General features: G+C 52.0%; 19 protein-coding genes. 8 read left to right on the forward strand and 11 right to left on the reverse strand.

The annotated features are described in order from the left end of the window. Nucleotides 1–190 precede the first annotated feature (190 nt). Entirely contained in the window at nucleotides 191–406 is a 216-nt protein-coding gene (locus tag ACWWFX_RS14925; protein WP_001514144.1) for a helix-turn-helix transcriptional regulator, read from the forward strand. Here ACWWFX_RS14925 and ACWWFX_RS14930 read toward each other — a convergent pair. After that, the gene (locus ACWWFX_RS14930) at nucleotides 387–1,568 is read right to left on the reverse strand and encodes a tyrosine-type recombinase/integrase (RefSeq protein ID WP_473224142.1); all 1,182 of its coding nucleotides are present in this window, start codon (nucleotides 1,566–1,568) and stop codon (nucleotides 387–389) included. The genes ACWWFX_RS14925 and ACWWFX_RS14930 overlap by 20 nt on opposite strands. A gap of 589 nt (nucleotides 1,569–2,157) precedes the next feature. Here ACWWFX_RS14930 and yciA point away from each other — a divergent pair. Then, on the forward strand, nucleotides 2,158–2,556 hold the full coding sequence (gene yciA / locus ACWWFX_RS14935; RefSeq protein ID WP_015964739.1) for an acyl-CoA thioester hydrolase YciA: 399 nt from the start codon (nucleotides 2,158–2,160) through the stop codon (nucleotides 2,554–2,556). A 36-nt stretch (nucleotides 2,557–2,592) separates the two neighbouring features. Here yciA and ACWWFX_RS14940 read toward each other — a convergent pair whose 3' ends face one another. Further along, nucleotides 2,593–3,129 carry a YniB family protein gene (locus ACWWFX_RS14940; protein WP_149464588.1) on the reverse strand — a complete coding sequence of 179 codons (537 nt, stop codon included), beginning with the start codon at nucleotides 3,127–3,129 and terminating at the stop codon, nucleotides 2,593–2,595. Nucleotides 3,130–3,274: 145 nt separating this feature from the next. On the opposite strand from ACWWFX_RS14940, the gene hxpB reads away from it, so the two are divergent. From hxpB to ACWWFX_RS14960, 4 genes are all read left to right on the forward strand, one after another. Beyond that, on the forward strand, nucleotides 3,275–3,943 hold the full coding sequence (gene hxpB, locus ACWWFX_RS14945; RefSeq protein WP_456145427.1) for a hexitol phosphatase HxpB: 669 nt from the start codon (nucleotides 3,275–3,277) through the stop codon (nucleotides 3,941–3,943). Nucleotides 3,944–4,096: 153 nt separating this feature from the next. Next, a complete protein-coding gene (kduD, locus tag ACWWFX_RS14950; protein ID WP_276223353.1) occupies nucleotides 4,097–4,858 on the forward strand; it encodes a 2-dehydro-3-deoxy-D-gluconate 5-dehydrogenase KduD in 762 nt (253 codons plus the stop codon). A gap of 90 nt (nucleotides 4,859–4,948) precedes the next feature. Then, nucleotides 4,949–5,539, forward strand: coding sequence for a metal-dependent hydrolase (locus tag ACWWFX_RS14955; RefSeq protein WP_231827526.1), 591 nt, complete (start codon nucleotides 4,949–4,951; stop codon nucleotides 5,537–5,539). Nucleotides 5,540–5,670: 131 nt separating this feature from the next. After that, nucleotides 5,671–7,062, forward strand: a complete 1,392-nt coding sequence (locus ACWWFX_RS14960; protein WP_015964744.1) for an L-cystine transporter — start codon at nucleotides 5,671–5,673, stop codon at nucleotides 7,060–7,062. A 64-nt stretch (nucleotides 7,063–7,126) separates the two neighbouring features. Here ACWWFX_RS14960 and cedA read toward each other — a convergent pair whose 3' ends face one another. Next, nucleotides 7,127–7,369, reverse strand: coding sequence for a cell division activator CedA (gene cedA / locus ACWWFX_RS14965; RefSeq protein WP_276223357.1), 243 nt, complete (start codon nucleotides 7,367–7,369; stop codon nucleotides 7,127–7,129). 219 nt (nucleotides 7,370–7,588) lie between these two features. Here cedA and katE point away from each other — a divergent pair, with 219 nt between their 5' ends. Continuing rightward, on the forward strand, nucleotides 7,589–9,847 hold the full coding sequence (gene katE / locus ACWWFX_RS14970) for a catalase HPII (RefSeq protein ID WP_473224143.1): 2,259 nt from the start codon (nucleotides 7,589–7,591) through the stop codon (nucleotides 9,845–9,847). A gap of 59 nt (nucleotides 9,848–9,906) precedes the next feature. Here the strand turns inward: katE and chbG are convergent, their stop codons facing one another. The 7 genes from chbG to osmE form a co-directional block, all read right to left on the reverse strand. Next, a complete protein-coding gene (chbG, locus tag ACWWFX_RS14975; protein ID WP_473224144.1) occupies nucleotides 9,907–10,662 on the reverse strand; it encodes a chitin disaccharide deacetylase in 756 nt (251 codons plus the stop codon). Nucleotides 10,663–10,673: 11 nt separating this feature from the next. After that, nucleotides 10,674–12,020, reverse strand: a complete 1,347-nt coding sequence (locus tag ACWWFX_RS14980) for a 6-phospho-beta-glucosidase (protein WP_276223364.1) — start codon at nucleotides 12,018–12,020, stop codon at nucleotides 10,674–10,676. Nucleotides 12,021–12,131: 111 nt separating this feature from the next. Next, complete coding sequence (gene chbR, locus ACWWFX_RS14985; protein ID WP_255475680.1) at nucleotides 12,132–12,971, reverse strand: transcriptional regulator ChbR; 840 nt, start codon at nucleotides 12,969–12,971, stop codon at nucleotides 12,132–12,134. Between the two features lie 12 nt (nucleotides 12,972–12,983). Further along, nucleotides 12,984–13,331, reverse strand: coding sequence for a PTS N,N'-diacetylchitobiose transporter subunit IIA (chbA, locus tag ACWWFX_RS14990; protein WP_276223366.1), 348 nt, complete (start codon nucleotides 13,329–13,331; stop codon nucleotides 12,984–12,986). A 48-nt stretch (nucleotides 13,332–13,379) separates the two neighbouring features. Continuing rightward, complete coding sequence (gene chbC, locus ACWWFX_RS14995; RefSeq protein WP_473224145.1) at nucleotides 13,380–14,738, reverse strand: PTS N,N'-diacetylchitobiose transporter subunit IIC; 1,359 nt, start codon at nucleotides 14,736–14,738, stop codon at nucleotides 13,380–13,382. A gap of 79 nt (nucleotides 14,739–14,817) precedes the next feature. Further along, entirely contained in the window at nucleotides 14,818–15,138 is a 321-nt protein-coding gene (locus ACWWFX_RS15000) for a PTS sugar transporter subunit IIB (protein ID WP_015964752.1), read from the reverse strand. Between the two features lie 285 nt (nucleotides 15,139–15,423). After that, nucleotides 15,424–15,765, reverse strand: coding sequence for an osmotically-inducible lipoprotein OsmE (osmE, locus tag ACWWFX_RS15005; protein ID WP_473224146.1), 342 nt, complete (start codon nucleotides 15,763–15,765; stop codon nucleotides 15,424–15,426). Nucleotides 15,766–15,998: 233 nt separating this feature from the next. Between osmE and nadE the strand changes: the two genes are divergently transcribed. Then, nucleotides 15,999–16,826: an ammonia-dependent NAD(+) synthetase gene (gene nadE, locus ACWWFX_RS15010; protein WP_276223374.1), complete on the forward strand. Its 828-nt coding sequence runs from the start codon at nucleotides 15,999–16,001 to the stop codon at nucleotides 16,824–16,826. A gap of 33 nt (nucleotides 16,827–16,859) precedes the next feature. Here nadE and ACWWFX_RS15015 read toward each other — a convergent pair whose 3' ends face one another. After that, nucleotides 16,860–18,827, reverse strand: coding sequence for a DUF2207 domain-containing protein (locus ACWWFX_RS15015; protein WP_473224147.1), 1,968 nt, complete (start codon nucleotides 18,825–18,827; stop codon nucleotides 16,860–16,862). Nucleotides 18,828–18,851 lie beyond the last annotated feature (24 nt).

Here is an 18,851-nt window from a genome sequence, read left to right on the forward strand (position 1 = left end):
GCTGGAGGAGTCCGAGTGGCATGATCATGTTGAGCCGCAGGAAGCAGAAGCAATTATGAAAAAGGTCGAATTTCTCACCGAATGACGCAACTGATAGCCAGTTATGAGCTGGCTATTGGGTGCGAAAGCACTGCTCCGTTATCCCTTTTGCCCGGTACGCCGGGCTTCTTTTTGCCTGGAGTAAAGAATAATGAATGACGGCATCTTGTTTACCAGTGACATCCTGGCTCGATACAAAATTTCCCGGAGTACGCTGTACTTTTGGAGTACACCGGCGCGCATGCCTTCGAGCTTCACCTGCCCTTTCCCTAAACCAACGATTCCCGGCAACCCTAAGCGCTGGCGGGAATCTGAAATCGCATCATGGGAAGATCAGGTCAATGCTTCTAAAGCGGATAACCAATAATGTCCTGCAGGTGATGCTGCCAGATAGTTAACCACTCATGCTGATCGCCCATATAGTCATGAAGGTTGTATCTGGCCATCACTCCTGACATTTGATGACCCAGCAGTTTTTCAATGACATGCGGTGGCGCACCAAGTTCTGATAATCGGGTTGCCACGGTCCTACGCAGGTCATGCAGTGACCACTCCTTCATTCCCGTCTTTCTTATCACCTGGGCTGAATACGTTGATACCAGCGTCTGGCCTGGTGGTACATCCTCTTTATCCCTGAACTGAGCAGGTGTTAAAACATGCTTAGTTGCGGATCCCCTCTTATGCTCTTTCAATAAACGGATCGCCACGTCGGGAAGAGCGCGCCTTATGGTACGTCCGGTCTTATAATCTTCAGCCGGTACGGTCCATGTCTTATCGTTCAAATCAAACCATTCCCACTTTGATTTTCTGATCTCTGCGGCGCGGCAGCCAGTAAGAAGCATAAACCGGATAACAAGTTGCTGTGACGGTGGCATTGAGAATAAGGCATCCCAGACAATTTTTATCTCATCGTCTGCCAGTCTCCTCTCTTTCATTTTGGAAGCCAACCCCACATCGGAACGTCTGAGCGACTCCAGAGGGTTGTTTTTAATTACGCCCCTGTTGTGGCAGAACCGAAGAGCTCGCTTGGTAAGGGAAAGCATTTCACCGGCAATAACTGTCCTGCCCATTTTGTCGAACACCTCCAGCCAGTTCGCTTTCGAGGTTTGATCAACAATGGCCTTACCGATGCACGGGCTGATGTGTTTGTTAAAGCTTTTACCATTCGCATCAATCTTGATTATCCCTTCAGGGATACAGTAATGGTTAACCCAGTACTCATATGCATCATCAACGGTCAATGCTTCAAGTCTTTCGTTTTTTTCGACCAGCACTTTCTGGCGAGGGTCAAAACCTTCACTTAGCCAGGTTCGGAATTGCTGCCTACGGTCTCGCGCCTGAGAAAGAGAAACAGCCGGGTAATCACCAATACTCAACTGCACTGGTTTACTTTGCCACCGATAACGGTAGAAGAAAGTTACGCCACCCGTTATGCTTAACCTTACATTGAGGCCGTTTGAGTCTGAGAGAACTTCGACCTTCTCCCTGCGCTTTCCAAGCGCCTTTCGCAATTTGGTATCAGTGAGCACCGTGTACACTCCTAAGCAATGTACGCACTAGTGTACACAAATCTGATAAATTGCAATCACCCTAAATAAAACACGTTCAAACATTATAAATAAGAAAGGCAGACGTGATGCGGTTCAGAGGTGGTAAGAATAAACTGCAATAAAACACCGTTAACTGAAACAAAGCAAAAACATATTCTTCAGGAAGACAAGTAACACCGTCTTCTTCCGGACACACAAACAGGCACACAGCATTTATTGTGTGCCTTTTTTATTGTCATCACCGGGGAACCCTTGAGGCAATTCATTGATGAATAACACCCATCTCAATGAGCGCCTGCGCAGTCAGGAGGATAAAAATAATAGCGACGAGTGGCGTATACATGTTCAATCTCCCGCCCAGACTATTGCTACAATTTTAGTTTAGTCTCACCTGCATTTTTATCATCGGCAATTGCGAATATTTTCCCGGGCTTCAGCACGATGTACTATCTTAAGATTGCACGTTTTTTCTCCCGTGAGCCCCGTCTGACGCGCGTTTCACTATTCTCCTTGCCCATTTCGTAGTAGCATCCCGCCCGACGTCTTTTGAATAAGCACAGGGATTATAATGACACTGAAAAATGACGCCCCGCAGGGTGAACTGGTTTTACGCACGCTCGCCATGCCAGCGGATACCAACGCCAACGGAGACATCTTCGGCGGCTGGTTAATGTCACAAATGGATATTGGCGGCGCAATTCTGGCAAAAGAGATTGCTCATGGCCGTGTGGTCACCGTACGGGTTGACGGCATGACTTTCCTGCGTCCAGTCGCCGTGGGCGATGTTGTCTGCTGCTATGCGCGCTGTGTAAAAAAAGGCAATACGTCGATTACGGTGAATATTGAAGTGTGGGTTAAGAAGGTGTCGTCTGAGCCGATTGGCCAGCGTTATAAAGCCACTGAAGCGCTGTTTATCTATGTGGCGGTTGATCCTTCCGGCAAGCCGCGCGCGATCCCTGCCGACTAAGACGACGCCCGGCCATTCACCGGGCGCCAAAAAACGTTAGATAAAACCGAGTACTTTAAAGAAGAAATAACCTATTACGATCACCACAATCGGCAGGATATAAAGCGGAAAAATTTGCAGGAAGATGGTGTTATGCGGCACCTTAATTTTCGCTTCCAGCGCCTCGCGCGTCATTCCCTCTTCGCCCTTCGCTTTTTCCAGGATCATTTGATCGTTAACGCCTTCACGCAGAAACTTCGCCTGGCGACTCATGCGCGCGCCAGAGTCCTGCAAGGCCAGCGCAATGAAGACCAGCGCGAAAATCACCCAGAACATCACGTTCAGCCCCTGCTGGAAATTTGGCGTCGGCGAGTTATACCAGAAGAAATTCAGGAACGGCGTGTTGAAACGCATCATCTCGATCATCACGTGCGCGAAATCCATCATCACCGCATCGATGCCCGGCTGCTTTTCGCTGTGATCGTACATAAATTTCAGTACCGAGATTAGCGTTGAAATGAGCGCAGGAATGAAAATCACCCAGCCTAAAATACGTTTGAGAATCGCGATGCGTCCCGCTTGTTGATACGTCATGGGTTCCCCTTGTTCAGACGTCTTTTTGTCAGGCTATATCCTATCAGTCTACCTGCTGGCAGCCATTTTTCCCGACTTTACGCGCGATATGATATACCATATTAAACGGCATTCATCGCCTAAGTTACTCAACAGAGAGGTTGTTATGTCAGCAGAGCGCCAGATACTCGCCGCTATTTTTGATATGGATGGATTACTGATCGATTCCGAGCCACTGTGGGATCGTGCCGAACTGGAGGTCATTGCGAGCCTTGGCGTTGATATTTCCCGCCGCAGCGAACTGCCGGATACCCTGGGTCTGCGCATCGATATGGTGGTGGATCTGTGGTTTGCCCAGCAGCCATGGAACGGGCCGAGCCGTCAAGATGTCACTGCGCGCATTATCGAACGCGCTATCAGTCTGGTGGAAGAAACCCGCCCGCTGCTGCCGGGTGTGCGTGAAGCCGTCGCCCTGTGCAAAGCAAACGGCCTGAAGGTCGGACTCGCGTCGGCCTCTCCGCTGCATATGCTGGAAAAAGTGCTGACTATGTTTGAGCTGCGCGACCAGTTCGACGCGCTGGCATCGGCGGAAAAACTGCCCTACAGCAAGCCGCATCCGCAGGTTTACCTCGACTGCGCCGCGAAACTGGGCGTCGATCCGCTCACCTGCGTGGCGCTGGAAGATTCAGTTAACGGCATGATTGCCAGCAAAGCCGCGCGTATGCGCTCGGTAGTGGTGCCCGCAGAGGAAGGACAAAACGATCCTCGCTTCGTGCTGGCCAACGTGAAACTGCACTCCTTAGCCGATTTAACGCTGAGCGATCTTCGCGGTTAACACCTTTCGCGGGCAACGTCTGGTTGTCCGCAAATCCAACGCTCGTCAAATTATTGAAACATCGTTTCATTTTAGTTTGAGTTTTTCATCACGCCCTTCTATGCTTGTCGTGTGGATCAGCCATAACGACAATAACAGCATACAGAGGTCACTATGATACTGAACGCCTTCAACCTGAACGGTAAAGTTGCGCTTGTCACCGGGTGCGATACGGGTTTGGGACAAGGAATGGCTTTGGGGCTCGCGGAAGCGGGCTGCGATATCATTAGCGTCAGCCGCAAAATACCCGAAGAAACATCCGCCAAAGTACAGGCCCTCGGACGCCGGTTCACCGCTATTCAGGCGGACCTCAGCCGTCAGGATGCGATTACGGATATCGTGACGAAGGCGGTCGCGGCGATGGGCCACATTGATATTCTGGTAAACAACGCCGGAACCATCCGTCGGGAAGATGCGCTCTCTTTTAGCGAAAAGAACTGGGATGACGTGATTAACCTGAATCTGAAGTCGGTATTTTTCCTCTCTCAGGCGGTGGCGAAACAGTTTCTGCATCAGGGCGGAGGCGGGAAAATTATTAATATTGCCTCGATGCTCTCCTTCCAGGGCGGGATCCGCGTACCGTCTTATACCGCGTCTAAAAGCGGCGTGCTGGGCATTACGCGTCTGCTGGCTAACGAATGGGCGCAGCATAACATCAACGTTAACGCGATTGCGCCGGGTTATATGGCGACCAACAATACGCAGCAACTGCGTGATGACGCTGAACGCAGCAAAGAAATTCTCGACCGTATTCCCGCCGGGCGCTGGGGTTCGCCTGAAGATTTAAAAGGCCCGGCAGTATTCCTCGCGTCTTCCGCGTCTGACTATATCAACGGCTATACGCTGGCAGTGGACGGCGGCTGGCTGGCGCGTTAATTTTTTAACAAAGAGTTACACCGTAACCTCTTCCGCCTACTGTATAAAAACCCTATACTGTATGAATTGACAGTTTTCTCGGGTTTTATCATGACGGCGGAAGGCCACCTGCTCTTTTCCATCGCCTGTGCGGTATTTGCTAAAAATGCCGAGCTTACGCCTGTGCTGGCGCAAGGCGACTGGTGGCATATTGTGCCGTCAGCGGTGCTGACCTGCCTGCTACCGGATATCGATCACCCGAAATCGTTTCTGGGTCAGCGGCTAAGCTGGCTGTCGAAACCTGTGGCCCGCGCATTTGGCCATCGCGGATTCACCCACAGTTTACTGGCCGTTTTCGCCCTGCTCACGGTTTTCTATCTTAAAGTGCCGGACAGCTGGTTTGTTCCCGCCGACGCGCTTCAGGGAATGGTGCTGGGCTACCTCAGCCATATCCTGGCCGACATGCTCACCCCTGCGGGTGTGCCGCTGTTATGGCCATGCCGCTGGCGTTTTCGTTTGCCGATACTCGCGCCACAAAAGGGTAATCAACTGGAACGTTTTCTGTGCATGGCGCTGTTCGCTTATGCCGTCTGGATGCCGCAGTCTTTGCCGGAAAACAGCGCCGTACGCTGGTCTTCAGGGATGATTAATTCTCTGCAAATGACCTTCAATCGCTTTATAAATCACCAGATCGAACAATAACCGCACAAAACTATCACTTTTGTCATAATCCATTCCATTTGGATATAAGCGACAATTCCCAGTTCTGTTACCCTTTTCACATCTGACCAGCCCGGTGAGGCTGGCTATATAATGAAATCAGGAGAACGGGGATGAACTTTCCATTAATCGCGAACGTTATCGTGTTCGCGGCACTGCTGTTGCTGCTGGCGCAAACGCGTCACAAACAGTGGAGTCTGGCAAAAAAAGTACTGGTCGGTCTGGTGATGGGGGTCGTGTTTGGCCTCGCGCTACAATTTATCTATGGTTCCGACAGCCAGATTCTTAAAGATTCTATTCAGTGGTTCAATGTCGTCGGTAACGGCTACGTGCAACTGCTGCAAATGATCGTCATGCCGCTGGTTTTCGCCTCGATTCTGAGCGCCGTAGCCCGTCTGCATAACGCATCACAACTGGGTAAAATCAGCTTCCTGACCATCGGTACGCTGCTGTTCACTACGTTGATTGCGGCACTGGTCGGCGTGCTGGTCACCAATCTGTTTGGCCTGACGGCGGAAGGTTTGGTCCAGGGTACTGCTGAAACCGCGCGCCTCGATGCCATTCACAGCAACTATGCTGGCAAGGTTGCTGACCTGAACGTGCCGCAGCTGTTGCTCTCCTTCGTGCCAAAAAATCCGTTTGCCGATCTGACCGGCGCGAACCCAACCTCTATCATCAGCATCGTCATCTTCGCCGCGTTCCTGGGTGTTGCGGCGCTGAAACTGCTGAAAGATGATGAACCGAAAGGCCTGCGCGTTATCGCGGCAATCGACACGCTGCAAAGCTGGGTGATGAAACTGGTTCGCCTGGTCATGCAACTGACGCCATACGGCGTGCTGGCGCTGATGACCAAAGTCGTGGCCGGTTCTAACCTGCAGGACATCATCAAACTCGGCAGCTTCGTGGTAGCCTCTTACATCGGTCTGGCAATCATGTTCGCCGTACACGGCCTGTTGCTTGGCGTGAACGGCGTCAGCCCGCTGAAATACTTCCGTAAAGTGTGGCCGGTTATCACTTTCGCCTTCACCAGCCGTTCCAGCGCCGCATCCATCCCGCTGAACGTGGAAGCACAAACGCGCCGTCTGGGTGTACCGGAATCTATCGCCAGCTTCTCCGCCTCTTTCGGCGCGACGATCGGTCAGAACGGCTGTGCGGGTCTTTACCCGGCAATGCTCGCCGTTATGGTTGCGCCAACCGTTGGCATCAACCCGCTCGATCCGCTGTGGATTGCCACTCTGGTCGGTATCGTCACCGTGAGTTCTGCGGGTGTGGCAGGCGTCGGCGGCGGTGCAACCTTCGCTGCGCTGATTGTGCTGCCGGCAATGGGCTTGCCAGTCACGCTGGTCGCGCTGCTGATTTCCGTTGAGCCGCTGATCGACATGGGTCGTACCGCACTGAACGTAAGTGGTTCCATGACAGCCGGTACCCTGACCAGCCAATGGCTGCGCCAGACGGACAAAGAAATTCTGAACAGTGAGGATGATGCGGAACTGGCGCATCGTTAATGACCTTTCAGGCACAAAAAAACCGCTGATAAATCAGCGGTTTTTTTATATTCAGCATTAACGATCACTCGTCGCTCATATCCCCTTCCTGCTTCATCTGCACCGCCCAACGCTGTGCAGACTCCGGTACGCTAAACGCCTGCGAACGCCGGAATGCACTGCCCATCAGCACAAACGCCACATATTTCCCGCGCAGCAGCCACACATCACGATAGCCGTCCACCTTGGTAGCGTGATCGGGAGGAGCGGGTTCGGTTCGGGGAATGTAGCTGATGACCTGTCGGTTTTGTTGGCGAAGCGGTTTCATAAACGGTTATTTCAATCACTCGGGCAAAAACAGGAAAATTCTATAATAGCCGATTTATCCCCGCCCCGTCGCGCCTTACGTGGTTTTCTGGCGACGGAATGGCGCTTTTACCCGCACAACAACAGCCTGAGTTCCTGATAAAACATGATATTGCTCTATAGTTAGAGGGGTTTTGCCGCAAAATCGGCCAATTTTCAGTAATGAAAACAGGAGATGAGCATGTCGGATCAACACAATAAACCCAAAACCCATCAATCACCGGTCCACGATTCCAGCGAATCAAAACCCGGACTGGATTCCCTGGCGCCTGCGGACGGTTCCTGGCGACCGACGCCAAAACCTACCGCTCCAGGCGAAGAACCTACCGCGCCGGGAAGTCTGAAAGCGCCAAAAAACAGCAATGAGAAACTTAAAGCGCTTGATAAGCACCGTAAAGGCGGTGAAAACTTCCCGCTGACCACTAATCAGGGCGTTCGTATTGCTGATGACCAGAATTCTCTGCGTGCCGGGAGCCGTGGCCCTACGCTGCTGGAAGATTTTATTCTGCGCGAGAAAATCACCCACTTCGACCATGAACGCATTCCAGAGCGCATCGTCCACGCCCGTGGCTCGGCGGCGCACGGTTATTTTCAGCCTTATAAAAGCCTGAGTGATGTCACGAAAGCGGACTTCCTCTCCTCAAAGGAGAAAATCACGCCCGTTTTCGTGCGTTTCTCAACCGTACAAGGTGGTGCGGGTTCTGCTGACACCGTGCGCGATATCCGTGGCTTTGCCACCAAGTTCTATACCGATGAAGGTGTTTTTGACCTGGTTGGCAATAACACGCCTATCTTCTTTATTCAGGATGCATTGAAATTCCCCGATTTCGTGCATGCCGTGAAGCCCGAGCCCCATTCGGCGATGCCGCAGGGACAAAGCGCGCATGATACCTTCTGGGACTATGTCTCGCTGCAACCGGAAACGCTGCACAATGTGTTCTGGGCGATGTCGGACCGAGGGATCCCCCGAAGCTATCGCACCATGGAAGGCTTTGGCATTCATACCTTCCGTTTAATCAATGCCGAGGGTAAAGCGACGTTTGTACGTTTCCACTGGAAGCCCGTTGCCGGAAAAGCGTCTCTGCTGTGGGATGAATCGCAGAAACTTACGGGCCGCGATCCCGACTTCCACCGCCGCGATCTGTGGGAAGCCATCGAAGCTGGCGATTATCCGGAATATGAACTGGGGCTGCAATTGATCCCGGAAGAGGATGAGTTCAAATTCGACTTCGACCTGCTCGACCCCACCAAGCTTATTCCCGAAGAGCTGGTCCCGGTGCAGCTCGTCGGGAAAATGGTGCTTAACCGCAATCCGGATAACTTCTTCGCCGAGAATGAACAGGCCGCGTTCCACCCAGGGCATATTGTTCCCGGCATGGATTTCAGCAACGATCCCCTGCTCCAGGGGCGTCTGTTCTCTTACACCGATACGCAGATCAGCCGTCTTGGCGGGCCAAACTTCCACGAGATCCCCATCAACCGCCCAACCTGCCCGTATCACAATTTCCAGCGCGATGGCATGCATCGTCAGGATATTGACAACAATCCGGCAAACTACGAGCCAAACTCGATCAACGATAACTGGCCGCGTGAAACGCCACCGGGGCCAAAACGTGGCGGTTTCGAATCGTATCAGGAGCGTGTTGACGGGCATAAAGTGCGCGAGCGTAGCCCTTCCTTTGGCGAGTATTACGCTCAGCCTCGCCTCTTCTGGAACAGTCAGACGCCTATTGAGCAGCAGCACATTATTGATGCCTTTAGTTTCGAACTCAGCAAAGTCGCACGCGAGTGGATCCGTGAACGTGTCGTTGATCAACTCGTGAGCGTCGATATTCGCCTCGCGCAGGCCGTCGCGGAAAATTTAGGCATTACTCTCAGCGACGAGCAGCAGAACCGACAACCTCCTGCCGGTGTGAACGGTCTGGATAAAGATCCCACCCTCAGCCTGTATGCTATCCCCGGTGGCGGCGTAAAAGGACGTGTGGTGGCGGTTCTGCTTAATCAGAATACTGCGTCTGCTGATGTGCTGACGCTTCTGAAAGGGCTAAAAGCACAAGGCGTGCATGCCAAGCTGCTCTATTCGCGTATGGGGGAAGTGACCGCCGATGATGGTTCAAAACTGCCTATCGCCGGTACGTTTGCCGGTTCGCCTTCGCTGACGGTGGATGCGGTAGTAGTGCCTGGCGGCGATCTCAGCGATCTGCTCAAAAGTGGCGACGCGCAATACTACCTGCTGGAAGCCTACAAACATCTTAAGCCAATCCTGCTGGCGGGCGATGCGCGTCAGTTTAAAGGCCTGCTAAACGTCGATAGCCAGGGCGAAGAAGGTATTGTTGAAGGCGATACGATTGCCAAATCAACCGTGGAAGATCTGCTCGGCCTGGTTGCAGCGCACCGCGTTTGGTCACGTGCAGGGAAGACGGCGGCGATACCGGCATAAAAAAAAGCCCGGTGACGGATGACCGGGCGAAAAGCACAACATTCTCTCAACTCGCAGAATCAGACGTCGCGATAGGTGCCGAGACGATAACCACGTTCCGCAATGGCATATTTCAGCGATGGCGAAGTGAGGACATCCAGCTCAGCCAGTCGTGGGTAGCAGTAAGCGCTGCCCATGATTGTCTGATCAACAAACGCCGGGTGGCACATCACCTCAACTGAGGGTTCATCGCGTTGCACAGATTTATCCAGTACCTGCAGGAATAACGCTTCGGAAATCTCATCACCATAGAACTCACTGCTGAATCCAGCGCTACTGCGTACATCATCCGGTGCGCCCTCTGCCTGCGGAAGAGAGCGGTCAATACGCAGCGCCACGCCCTTCTCTAAAGCAAACTTTGCCACCAGCGGGTAGATCTGCGGGATCATATGCACATGGTGATGGCTATCAATATGCGTTGGCGCAGTATCGAAAATGGCGACGAAACGATCGAACTGGCACGCCAGCTCATGCGCAATTTCGTCCAGCGGCAGCGTATCGTTTTCCGCCATCTGCCAGATCCATTTCCCCAGTTTGCCTTCACGGGTCAGCCCCGGCATCTCAGAGATCGGTTCGCCCATCGTCAGGACAAAGTGCATCCCGACGGCCAGCTCCGGCGTACGGCGGCTCAGTTGAGCCGCATGGTCAATCTCCGCGCCGTTCACCAGCGCGGTGGTTGAGGTCACCAGTCCATTTTTACAGGCATCGATAATGCCGTAGTTCTGCCCTTTGCTCAGGCCGAAGTCATCAGCATTGACGATCAGCAGTCGTTCCATCGTACCTCCTGTCACTTTTTCAGCTTCTCCACCGTGGCGGCAAAGTTCGGCAACCACTCTTCGTGCGCGAGGATCATTTCGCGCGCGAGGATCTCCGCGTCTTTGTCGGAGCCGATCAGCGGGCTTAAGTTCATCGCCAGCTCGACGTCGTTAATGTCCCCACTCAGTGCCGCATGGCTTGCCTGAATTTCAAAGGCTTTAATGGTATGGATAAGCCCCAGCACTTTGTCATCAAAGTGCGTCAGGCGTGGGTGCGGTTTCGCCCCATCGCGGCCCAGAATCGCCGTCATTTCAACCGCCCAGTCTGCCGGGATGTTATCCACGTGGCCGTTATGCGGGAAGTTAACGTAGTGCTCAGCCTGCTTATCATTGTAGATAGCGTTGATCACTTCGCATGCGGCATCGGAGTAATACGCCCCGCCGCGCTGCTCCAGCTCTTTCGGTTTGACGTTGAGGTCCGGGTTCTTGTACAGCTCGAACAGCTGCTTCTCAACCTTCTGCACCACCTGCGCACGCGCGCCGCCCTTGTAGTACTCGCCCATTTCAATCGCCAGCATCTCTTTGGTTTTGAAATAGTAAAGCAGGTAAGAGCATGGAATCAGGTTCAGAGAACGAATCAACCCTTCGCTGAACGGCAGGTCGAAGATATTTTTCACCGAGTTGGCCGTCAGGGTACCGGAAGCGACACCATCAATCAGCTCAGCAAAACGCGATTTGCCATTCACCAGCACATCTCGGATAAACACCATGTGGTTCAGGCCAAAGAGATCGATAGAAAGATCGTCCTTTTCGGAAAGATTCAGCACATCGGTGATAAACATTTTCATGCCAATCGGAATGTTACACACGCCGATAAAGCGTTTGAAATTGGTGTGACGGTACACCGCTTCGGTGACCATTCCGGCCGGGTTAGTGAAGTTAATCACCCACGCATTCGGGCACAGTTCCTGGACATCTTTAATAATGTCAAAAATAACCGGAATGGTACGCAGACCTTTGAACAAGCCGCCTGCGCCGTTAGTTTCCTGACCGAGGTAGCCGTGGCTCAGCGGAATACGCTCATCTTTTTCACGCGCTTTCAGCTGGCCAACACGCAGCTGGGTGGTCACGAAGTCGGCATCACGCAGCGCGTCACGACGGTCGAGTGTTTTGAAGACTTTCATCGGTACGCCTGCTTTCTCCACCATGCGCTCACACAGCGCATGAATGATATCCAGCTTTTCTTTACCGCCTTCAACATCAACCAGCCACAATTCGCTTACCGGCAATTCATGGTAACGTTTGAGAAAACCTTCCAGTAATTCTGGTGTATAGCTGCTGCCGCCGCCGATGGTTACAACTTTTAATTTCTGGCTCATACTTTCTCCCTCGTGATCCACCCGCTAAATGCAGTCAACCCTCCACATTCAGCGCGGATATTAAATTTGCTGTCGCATTACTACGGATAATACCGTAGTGCGTGAATTTTTTTACTTAATGACCGTCAGTCGTTTGCGATAATTGCTCGGGGTAAACGAAGTCAGCTTCTTGAATGTTTTAATAAACAAACTTGGGCTGCTGTACCCGGACTCATACGCAATATCGGTGACGGAGTAGTTCGTAATTTCCAGTTGTTTCATGGCAAAGTTGATGCGGATATCATTAATAATCTGCATGGGTGTTTTGCCATAGTAGCGCTGGGTCGCACGCGTTAAATACTCCTGAGACTTCCCGGAGAGCGCAACCATATTTTCCAGCGCACCTTCACCGAACTTCATTTTATCGTGCATGGCTTCGACGGTTGTTTTTAACCACTGCGGTGTAACATCCTGAGCTTGATCTTCACGATGATGACGCAGACGGTTAATCACATAAAAAGCCACCACTTCAATAAATTCATCGAATTCAGTCTCGCGAAAATGTAGCGAAGCAATAACCGACTCGATATAGCTGAGAAAAGTACTTTTAACAGAGTAAACCTGCGACGCCACCAGGCAAAATGGCAACAGCGGCTGATAGTGCGTGGCGAAGAAATCTTTGCTGATTCCGACGTTGAGGATACGCGTTGCACCAAACTCGTAGAAGCTCTGATGATGCGACCCCAACGGGATGAAGACAAAGTCGCCACGTTCCAGCAGGACGCGCTTACCGTTAATCTCCTGGTAGTAGCGGCCCGTAAGCACCAGTGTGAACTCATAGTAATCATGCTGATGCAGGCCGCTTACGCTCTCCGTTTTATTGTAGATAAAGACATGAAAATTCCGGCCATCAAACAGTTGCTGTTCTCGTGCGGTGTTAATTTCCATGGTCATCATCTTAGGCTGCCTCATAATACGGATAACCTATTGTACCTTCTCGTGAAGCTCGATCAATTCGGCAACCAGCTCGCGGGCCAACATTGAGGTCATAAGATGATCCTGAGCATGAACTAATACCAGGCTCACCTTCATTTTTCCCTCACCCTCATCGCTTTCGATGAGTTGCGTCTGCACACGGTGCGCTTCGCTCAGTGCAATGCGCGATTGCTCCATCGTCGTTTTGGCGGTGGCAAAGTCGCCTTGCTTGGCCTGTTTCAGTGCCATATAAGCGAGGCTTCGCGCCTGTCCGGAGTTAATAATCAGGCCCATCACCACTTCTTCGAGGTCATTTTCCTGCACAGGTTCTGCTGTAATATTGTCCAGATCAAACATACATTTTCCTTTTAGTGATGGCGGTAAGGTTTCCCCTACCGCACGTCATCAGAATTTCAGTGCATTCGCGATGTCTTCTTCGGTCTCTTCTTCTTCGATGGCCGTTTGCGCTTTGTTGGCTACGATGACAAATGGCATGTAGATAAGCGTGGCGATAACCAGGTTGAAGAGCGCCAGCAGCAGCGCGGCGATACTTCCGTTGGTACTGAAGAAGGCGCCTAAGCCGGTTGGCATGGTCCATGGCGCCATATTGGTAATCGGCGGAATGATGCCCAGTGAGTACGCGATAATCATAATAGCGGCGAGGATTGGCTGAACCAGGACGAACGGAATCAGCATGACCGGGTTCATGATAATCGGCAGACCAAACAGAATCGGTTCGTTAATCTGGAAGATGCCTGATGGCAGCGCCAGCTTGGCAACAGAACGGTAATCTGCGCGACGTGAAGCGATAAAGATAGCGATAATCAGGCCCAGAGTCGCACCACTACCGCCCAGGAAGACGTAGGAGTCGAGCATCGGTTTCGCCCAAACGTGGAACGATTTACCGGCTTCCAGCGCCGCGGCAACAGAGCCGTACTGCTGATAAGTCGCGATGTTTTCCAGCGCCCACGGCGTCATGATGCCGCTGTCCAGCGCGGTCAGCGCCAGGGAACCGTGGATACCGAAGAACCACAGCAGCGGAACAAAGATAACGTATGCCCAGCCAACAACCGCACCCATCGAAGCCAGCGGTGTAGAGATGCCGTCCATGATGATCTGGTGGAAGTTGGTGCTCCAGTGCGTCAGCGCCCAGGAGATGATCCCCATAATAGAGAGGATGATAAAGCCAGGAATAACCGCCGAGAAAGAACGGGAGACGGATGCAGGAACGCTATCCGGCAGGCGGATAACCCAGTTTTTGTGCACAATAAAGGTGAACATTTCCGCGACCACCAGGCCAATAATAATACCGGAAATAATGTTCGCCCCGCCCAGCCAGTTTGCACCGACAGCATAAGCTTCGCCCACGCTGTATGGCGTTACGGTCATAAAGGCTGCAACGGATAACAGGCCTGCCGCCAGCGAGTCAACTTTACGCTCTTCCGCGAGCGCCATACCAATAAAGAAAGGCGCCATCAGTGACATAATGCCCAACGTACCGTTGTAAACATTACCGCCGATGGCCTTAAAGCTATTCAGGTTCTCAATGGTAGACGCATCGAGGCGAATGCCCATTGAATAGAAAAAGGAACCCTCACCAAAGCTCAGAAAAACGTTATTGATTAAGACAAACATCGCCCCCGCGAGGGTCAATGGCATTAATCGAATAAAACCATTTTTAATCGCGTTAACGTGAGGCTGTTTTCCTATTTTAATAGCAAAAGGAAGGAGTACCTTTTCAAGCGAACTGATCACTTTACTCATAGAAAAATACCCTTAAAGGCCGCAGCTAAAACTGCGGCGTTAAATGTGAAATAACTCTTTGACGGGAAAAATAAAAAAATTACTGCGCAGCAGCTTTTTTAATAGCAGCAACGGCTGCTTTAAGAACACCTAAACCATCGACTTTACCGTAGAGCGCTGAATCAATAACCTCTACCGGTTTAGTAGGCAGCAATTTTTGAATATCTGCCTTCATATACGCAATTTGTGGCCCTAATAATACGACGTCAGCCTGTGGCCCTTTTTCTGCAGCAAAACTTTCTGAGAATGCTTCAATAATTACTGGTACTTCATATTTCTCCGCCTGCGCACGCATTTTGGAGACCAGTAATGAAGTCGACATCCCTGCAGAGCAAAAAAGATAGATATGTTTCTTTTCCATTCACGCTTCCTCAACTTATCGAATCTGCCATCATCGGGCTTCGTTCCATCCGCCCATGAACCCATTTCAACATCAGATGTTTCACTTTTGTTTATGAGTTGAGTATACGGTATCTCTTTAGACCAGGATAATTCCTCCTCATCCAAAATTGTCTCTCATTGACCTCGCCTTATGATTCCCTTCACACTTTGGTCAAAATAATTCGCGCAATTAAATAAGCATCAGAAACCACAAAAAAGCCCGACGGGTTCGTCGGGCTTACGTAGTGCTCAGGAAAATGAACGATTACTGTTTAGCGGACTGCGGGTCGGTGTCGTACTCGGCACAGGTCTGGTAACCAGAGTTCATGACATGGCCCGTATCATCGAGGGCTACGAAGTAAGTCTCAGTTTTACCATCACGTTGACCCAAAATGTAGGTCTGACAGGTACCGCGCGCATGAATCATGCTCACTTCAGAAGATGGCTTACCTGCAATCTGCGCAACCTGGCTGCGCGACATACCTTTCTTAACATCTTTTACCACCGGCTGGGTGAACTGATCTTTGGTGCGATCGTAAGTCGTACACCCGGCCAGCATGCTCAGAGCGGCTGCTGCACCCAGAAATCCTGTAACGTACTTGTTCATAAAACATCCTCTTTGTTGTTTTGTGTAGTTTAAGCCTGGAATAAAGGATCTTATTTTTCAACCTTACGCTGAAAATCGAATGGTTTTAAGAACATTCTGCTGACAAAAAAGTAAGTCGCTGAATTGCGCTAATTTACGTCACTCAGCGCGCCACGCCTTGTCGTTTCAGCCTCAAAGAGGTAGCTTTAAGGTCTTGTTCTGATGGGTATCGGCAACATCTTTTGGAGGGGTAAATGAGTTTACAGCAGGAAATCATCCAGGCGCTTGGCGTAAAACCACAGATTGACGTGCAACAGGAGATCCGCCGCAGTGTCGATTTCCTGAAATCGTATCTGCAAACCTATCCGTTTATTAAATCACTGGTATTAGGCATCAGCGGCGGCCAGGACTCCACCCTCGCCGGGAAACTGTGCCAGCAGGCCATCAGTGAACTGCGTAAAGAACGTGGTGATAACGAGTTGCAATTTATCGCTGTGCGTCTGCCATTCGGCGTACAGGCCGATGAGCAGGATTGCCAGGATGCGATTGCCTTTATTCAACCGGATCGCGTACTGACCGTTAATATTAAAGGCGCAGTCCTCGCCAGCGAAGAGGCCCTGCGCGAAGCGGGAATTGAATTGAGCGACTTCGTTCGCGGCAACGAAAAAGCACGTGAACGCATGAAGGCCCAGTACAGCATCGCCGGGATGACCAAAGGCGTGGTGGTTGGCACCGACCATGCGGCGGAAGCCGTGACGGGCTTCTTCACCAAGTACGGCGACGGCGGTACCGACATTAACCCTATTTTCCGTCTGAATAAGCGTCAGGGAAAACAGCTGCTGGCCGCGCTGGGCTGCCCGGAGCATCTGTATCTGAAAGCGCCAACGGCGGATCTGGAAGACGATCGCCCTTCTCTGCCCGACGAAGTGGCGCTGGGTGTGACTTATGAAAACATCGACGACTATCTGGAAGGCAAAACCGTCGCGCCTGAGCTGGCGAAGATCATCGAAGGCTGGTACGTGAAAACGGAACATAAACGCCGTCCGCCGATTACGGTGTTTGACGATTTCTGGAAAAAGTAACTTTCCCGCCCCGGTGTCATGCCGGGGCGTTTTTTACCAACCTCCTCCTCCACCGCCGCCAGAACCGCCGCCGGATGAGCCTGAGCCGCTTGAGCCGCTTGAGCCCGATGATGATCCGGAATCACCACTGGCGCTCGGCGTTGCGCTTGAGGATGAATGACAGCACCGATTAAAGTCGCTGATGGTGTCCCAGTCCGCGAGGCTATATACGCCCGGCACGGCGCTTGTGTGGGCCAGATGCCGGGCAAAAGTGTTTGCCCAGGTATTGCCAACACCTAAAGCCAACGCAATCGGCAGCAAACTTTCAAAATGCGTCAGCAGTTGATCGGGCGGGAAAAGCGTCTCATAGCGATGTTTCTCCGCCGCGCTGATATAGCGTTTCAGGCCCCTGGCAATCGCCAGCTCGTTAAGTCCGCGCTGAGTGTAGCGCGGCGCGCGCCAGGCAAAAACCAAACACATCAGCGCTGCCAGCAAAACCGCACCAAAGTAGCCGGCGGGAATGGGTGTCGTTACCAGTACATTGAAAAAAAGACTTCCAAGCCCTATCAGAAAAGGAGAGACCATCAGGCAAACCATTATTCCGATCCTGCGCCGCGCTCCTGGGCGACAGAGGGAGGAGAGCGTAAAACAGGTCAGCGCAATGCCTACCCCCACCACAATGACTATCGGTAACGTCAGGGCCGCAACCTTACCGCCAGACGTGATGCCACACAGTAAAGGTATGAGCATCGCAAGCCAGATCCCCCGCCAAAGCGCTTTACCCCATTTAAAAAACAGTTTCTCTTCAAGGTCGCGGTAACGTTTCTCTGACGCGTTGCGCGCCTGCTGCATCCGCTCCTGATGCGGCACGCTGATGTTCAGGCTTTTTCGTTTGCCGCGGAATAAGACACTCAGCAGACTACGGTCATCGGCATTCAGCAACTTCCTACCGTCATCCGCTAAGCGGGTTAACGAAAAATCATTGTCGCCTATTTTTCCCCACGCACTGGGTTCGTTGTTTTTCTGAACCGTCAGCGTAACGGCACGTTTTCCTACCAAATCCAGCACGTCGCTGCTAAAGACCACGTCATCATAAACGCGCTGACACAGAAAACGCAGATAACCCGCCGTCATCGTGGCCGGATGTTCATGCAACGGCACCACAGCGGGCATTTTCAGGCCAACGGCAGAGACATTCTTCCAGCGCCACCACAGAAAATAGCTTGCCAGCAGCAGCAACGGCAGCCATAACACCCACGTTTTACTATCGGGCAGCAAAAAATGTACCCATGGAAAAAACACGTCTGGGTCGGGCGCATTCGCCAGCACCGTGCGTGGCCAGGTGTATGCCACCGTTAACCCTTCGCCTTCTGCCAGTGGCTTCCAGGTCAAAACACTGCCATCACCCAGGATGGTAGCGGCGTTGCCTTTCTCGCCACGCCGACCGGTATACACATCGATGGTGCTGAACCGGGTATCTCGCCCGTCCTGATTGAGGTTTGGCGCAGCGTCGGGCAATCGCAGATGAAAACTGACGCGGCTAATCGGCCAGGCCCAGTCATTGCCGGTGACGTTCCAGTAGAGCTCATCCCATTCCCGGAAGCGGCTGAAGTGATTTTTGACTCGATAATGGATGGTGTAGTGATGGATAGCAGAGCGCAGAATCTGATCGTCCCGACCAATTCGCAGCGTTAACGTGCGGGCCGTACGGTCCTCGGAATAAGGTTCTATCATACCATCGCGTGTTACAGAGGTTATCTGATAATCAACGTAAAACGCTTTGCCGTCGGCACGCCACCATGCCAACGGGAGCGTGCGAAAAATGCCGCGTCGGATAGTTTGCCCAAGAGCAACCACCGCAATTTTCTCTTCAACATCCATGCTGCCATCGGCGTTGAAGCTCGCGTGTGAATCAAAATCAGCAATGTGCTCATACATTTCATTTGGCGTAATGCTGTCACTGGCATAGCCGAGAGGGATGCTGGCAAATAGCAAAAAAAGCAAACCAATCATCTTGTCCATACCCAGAGTTCCCGATGTTCCGTA

The organism is Pseudocitrobacter sp. 2023LY-00077, from assembly GCF_055796175.1.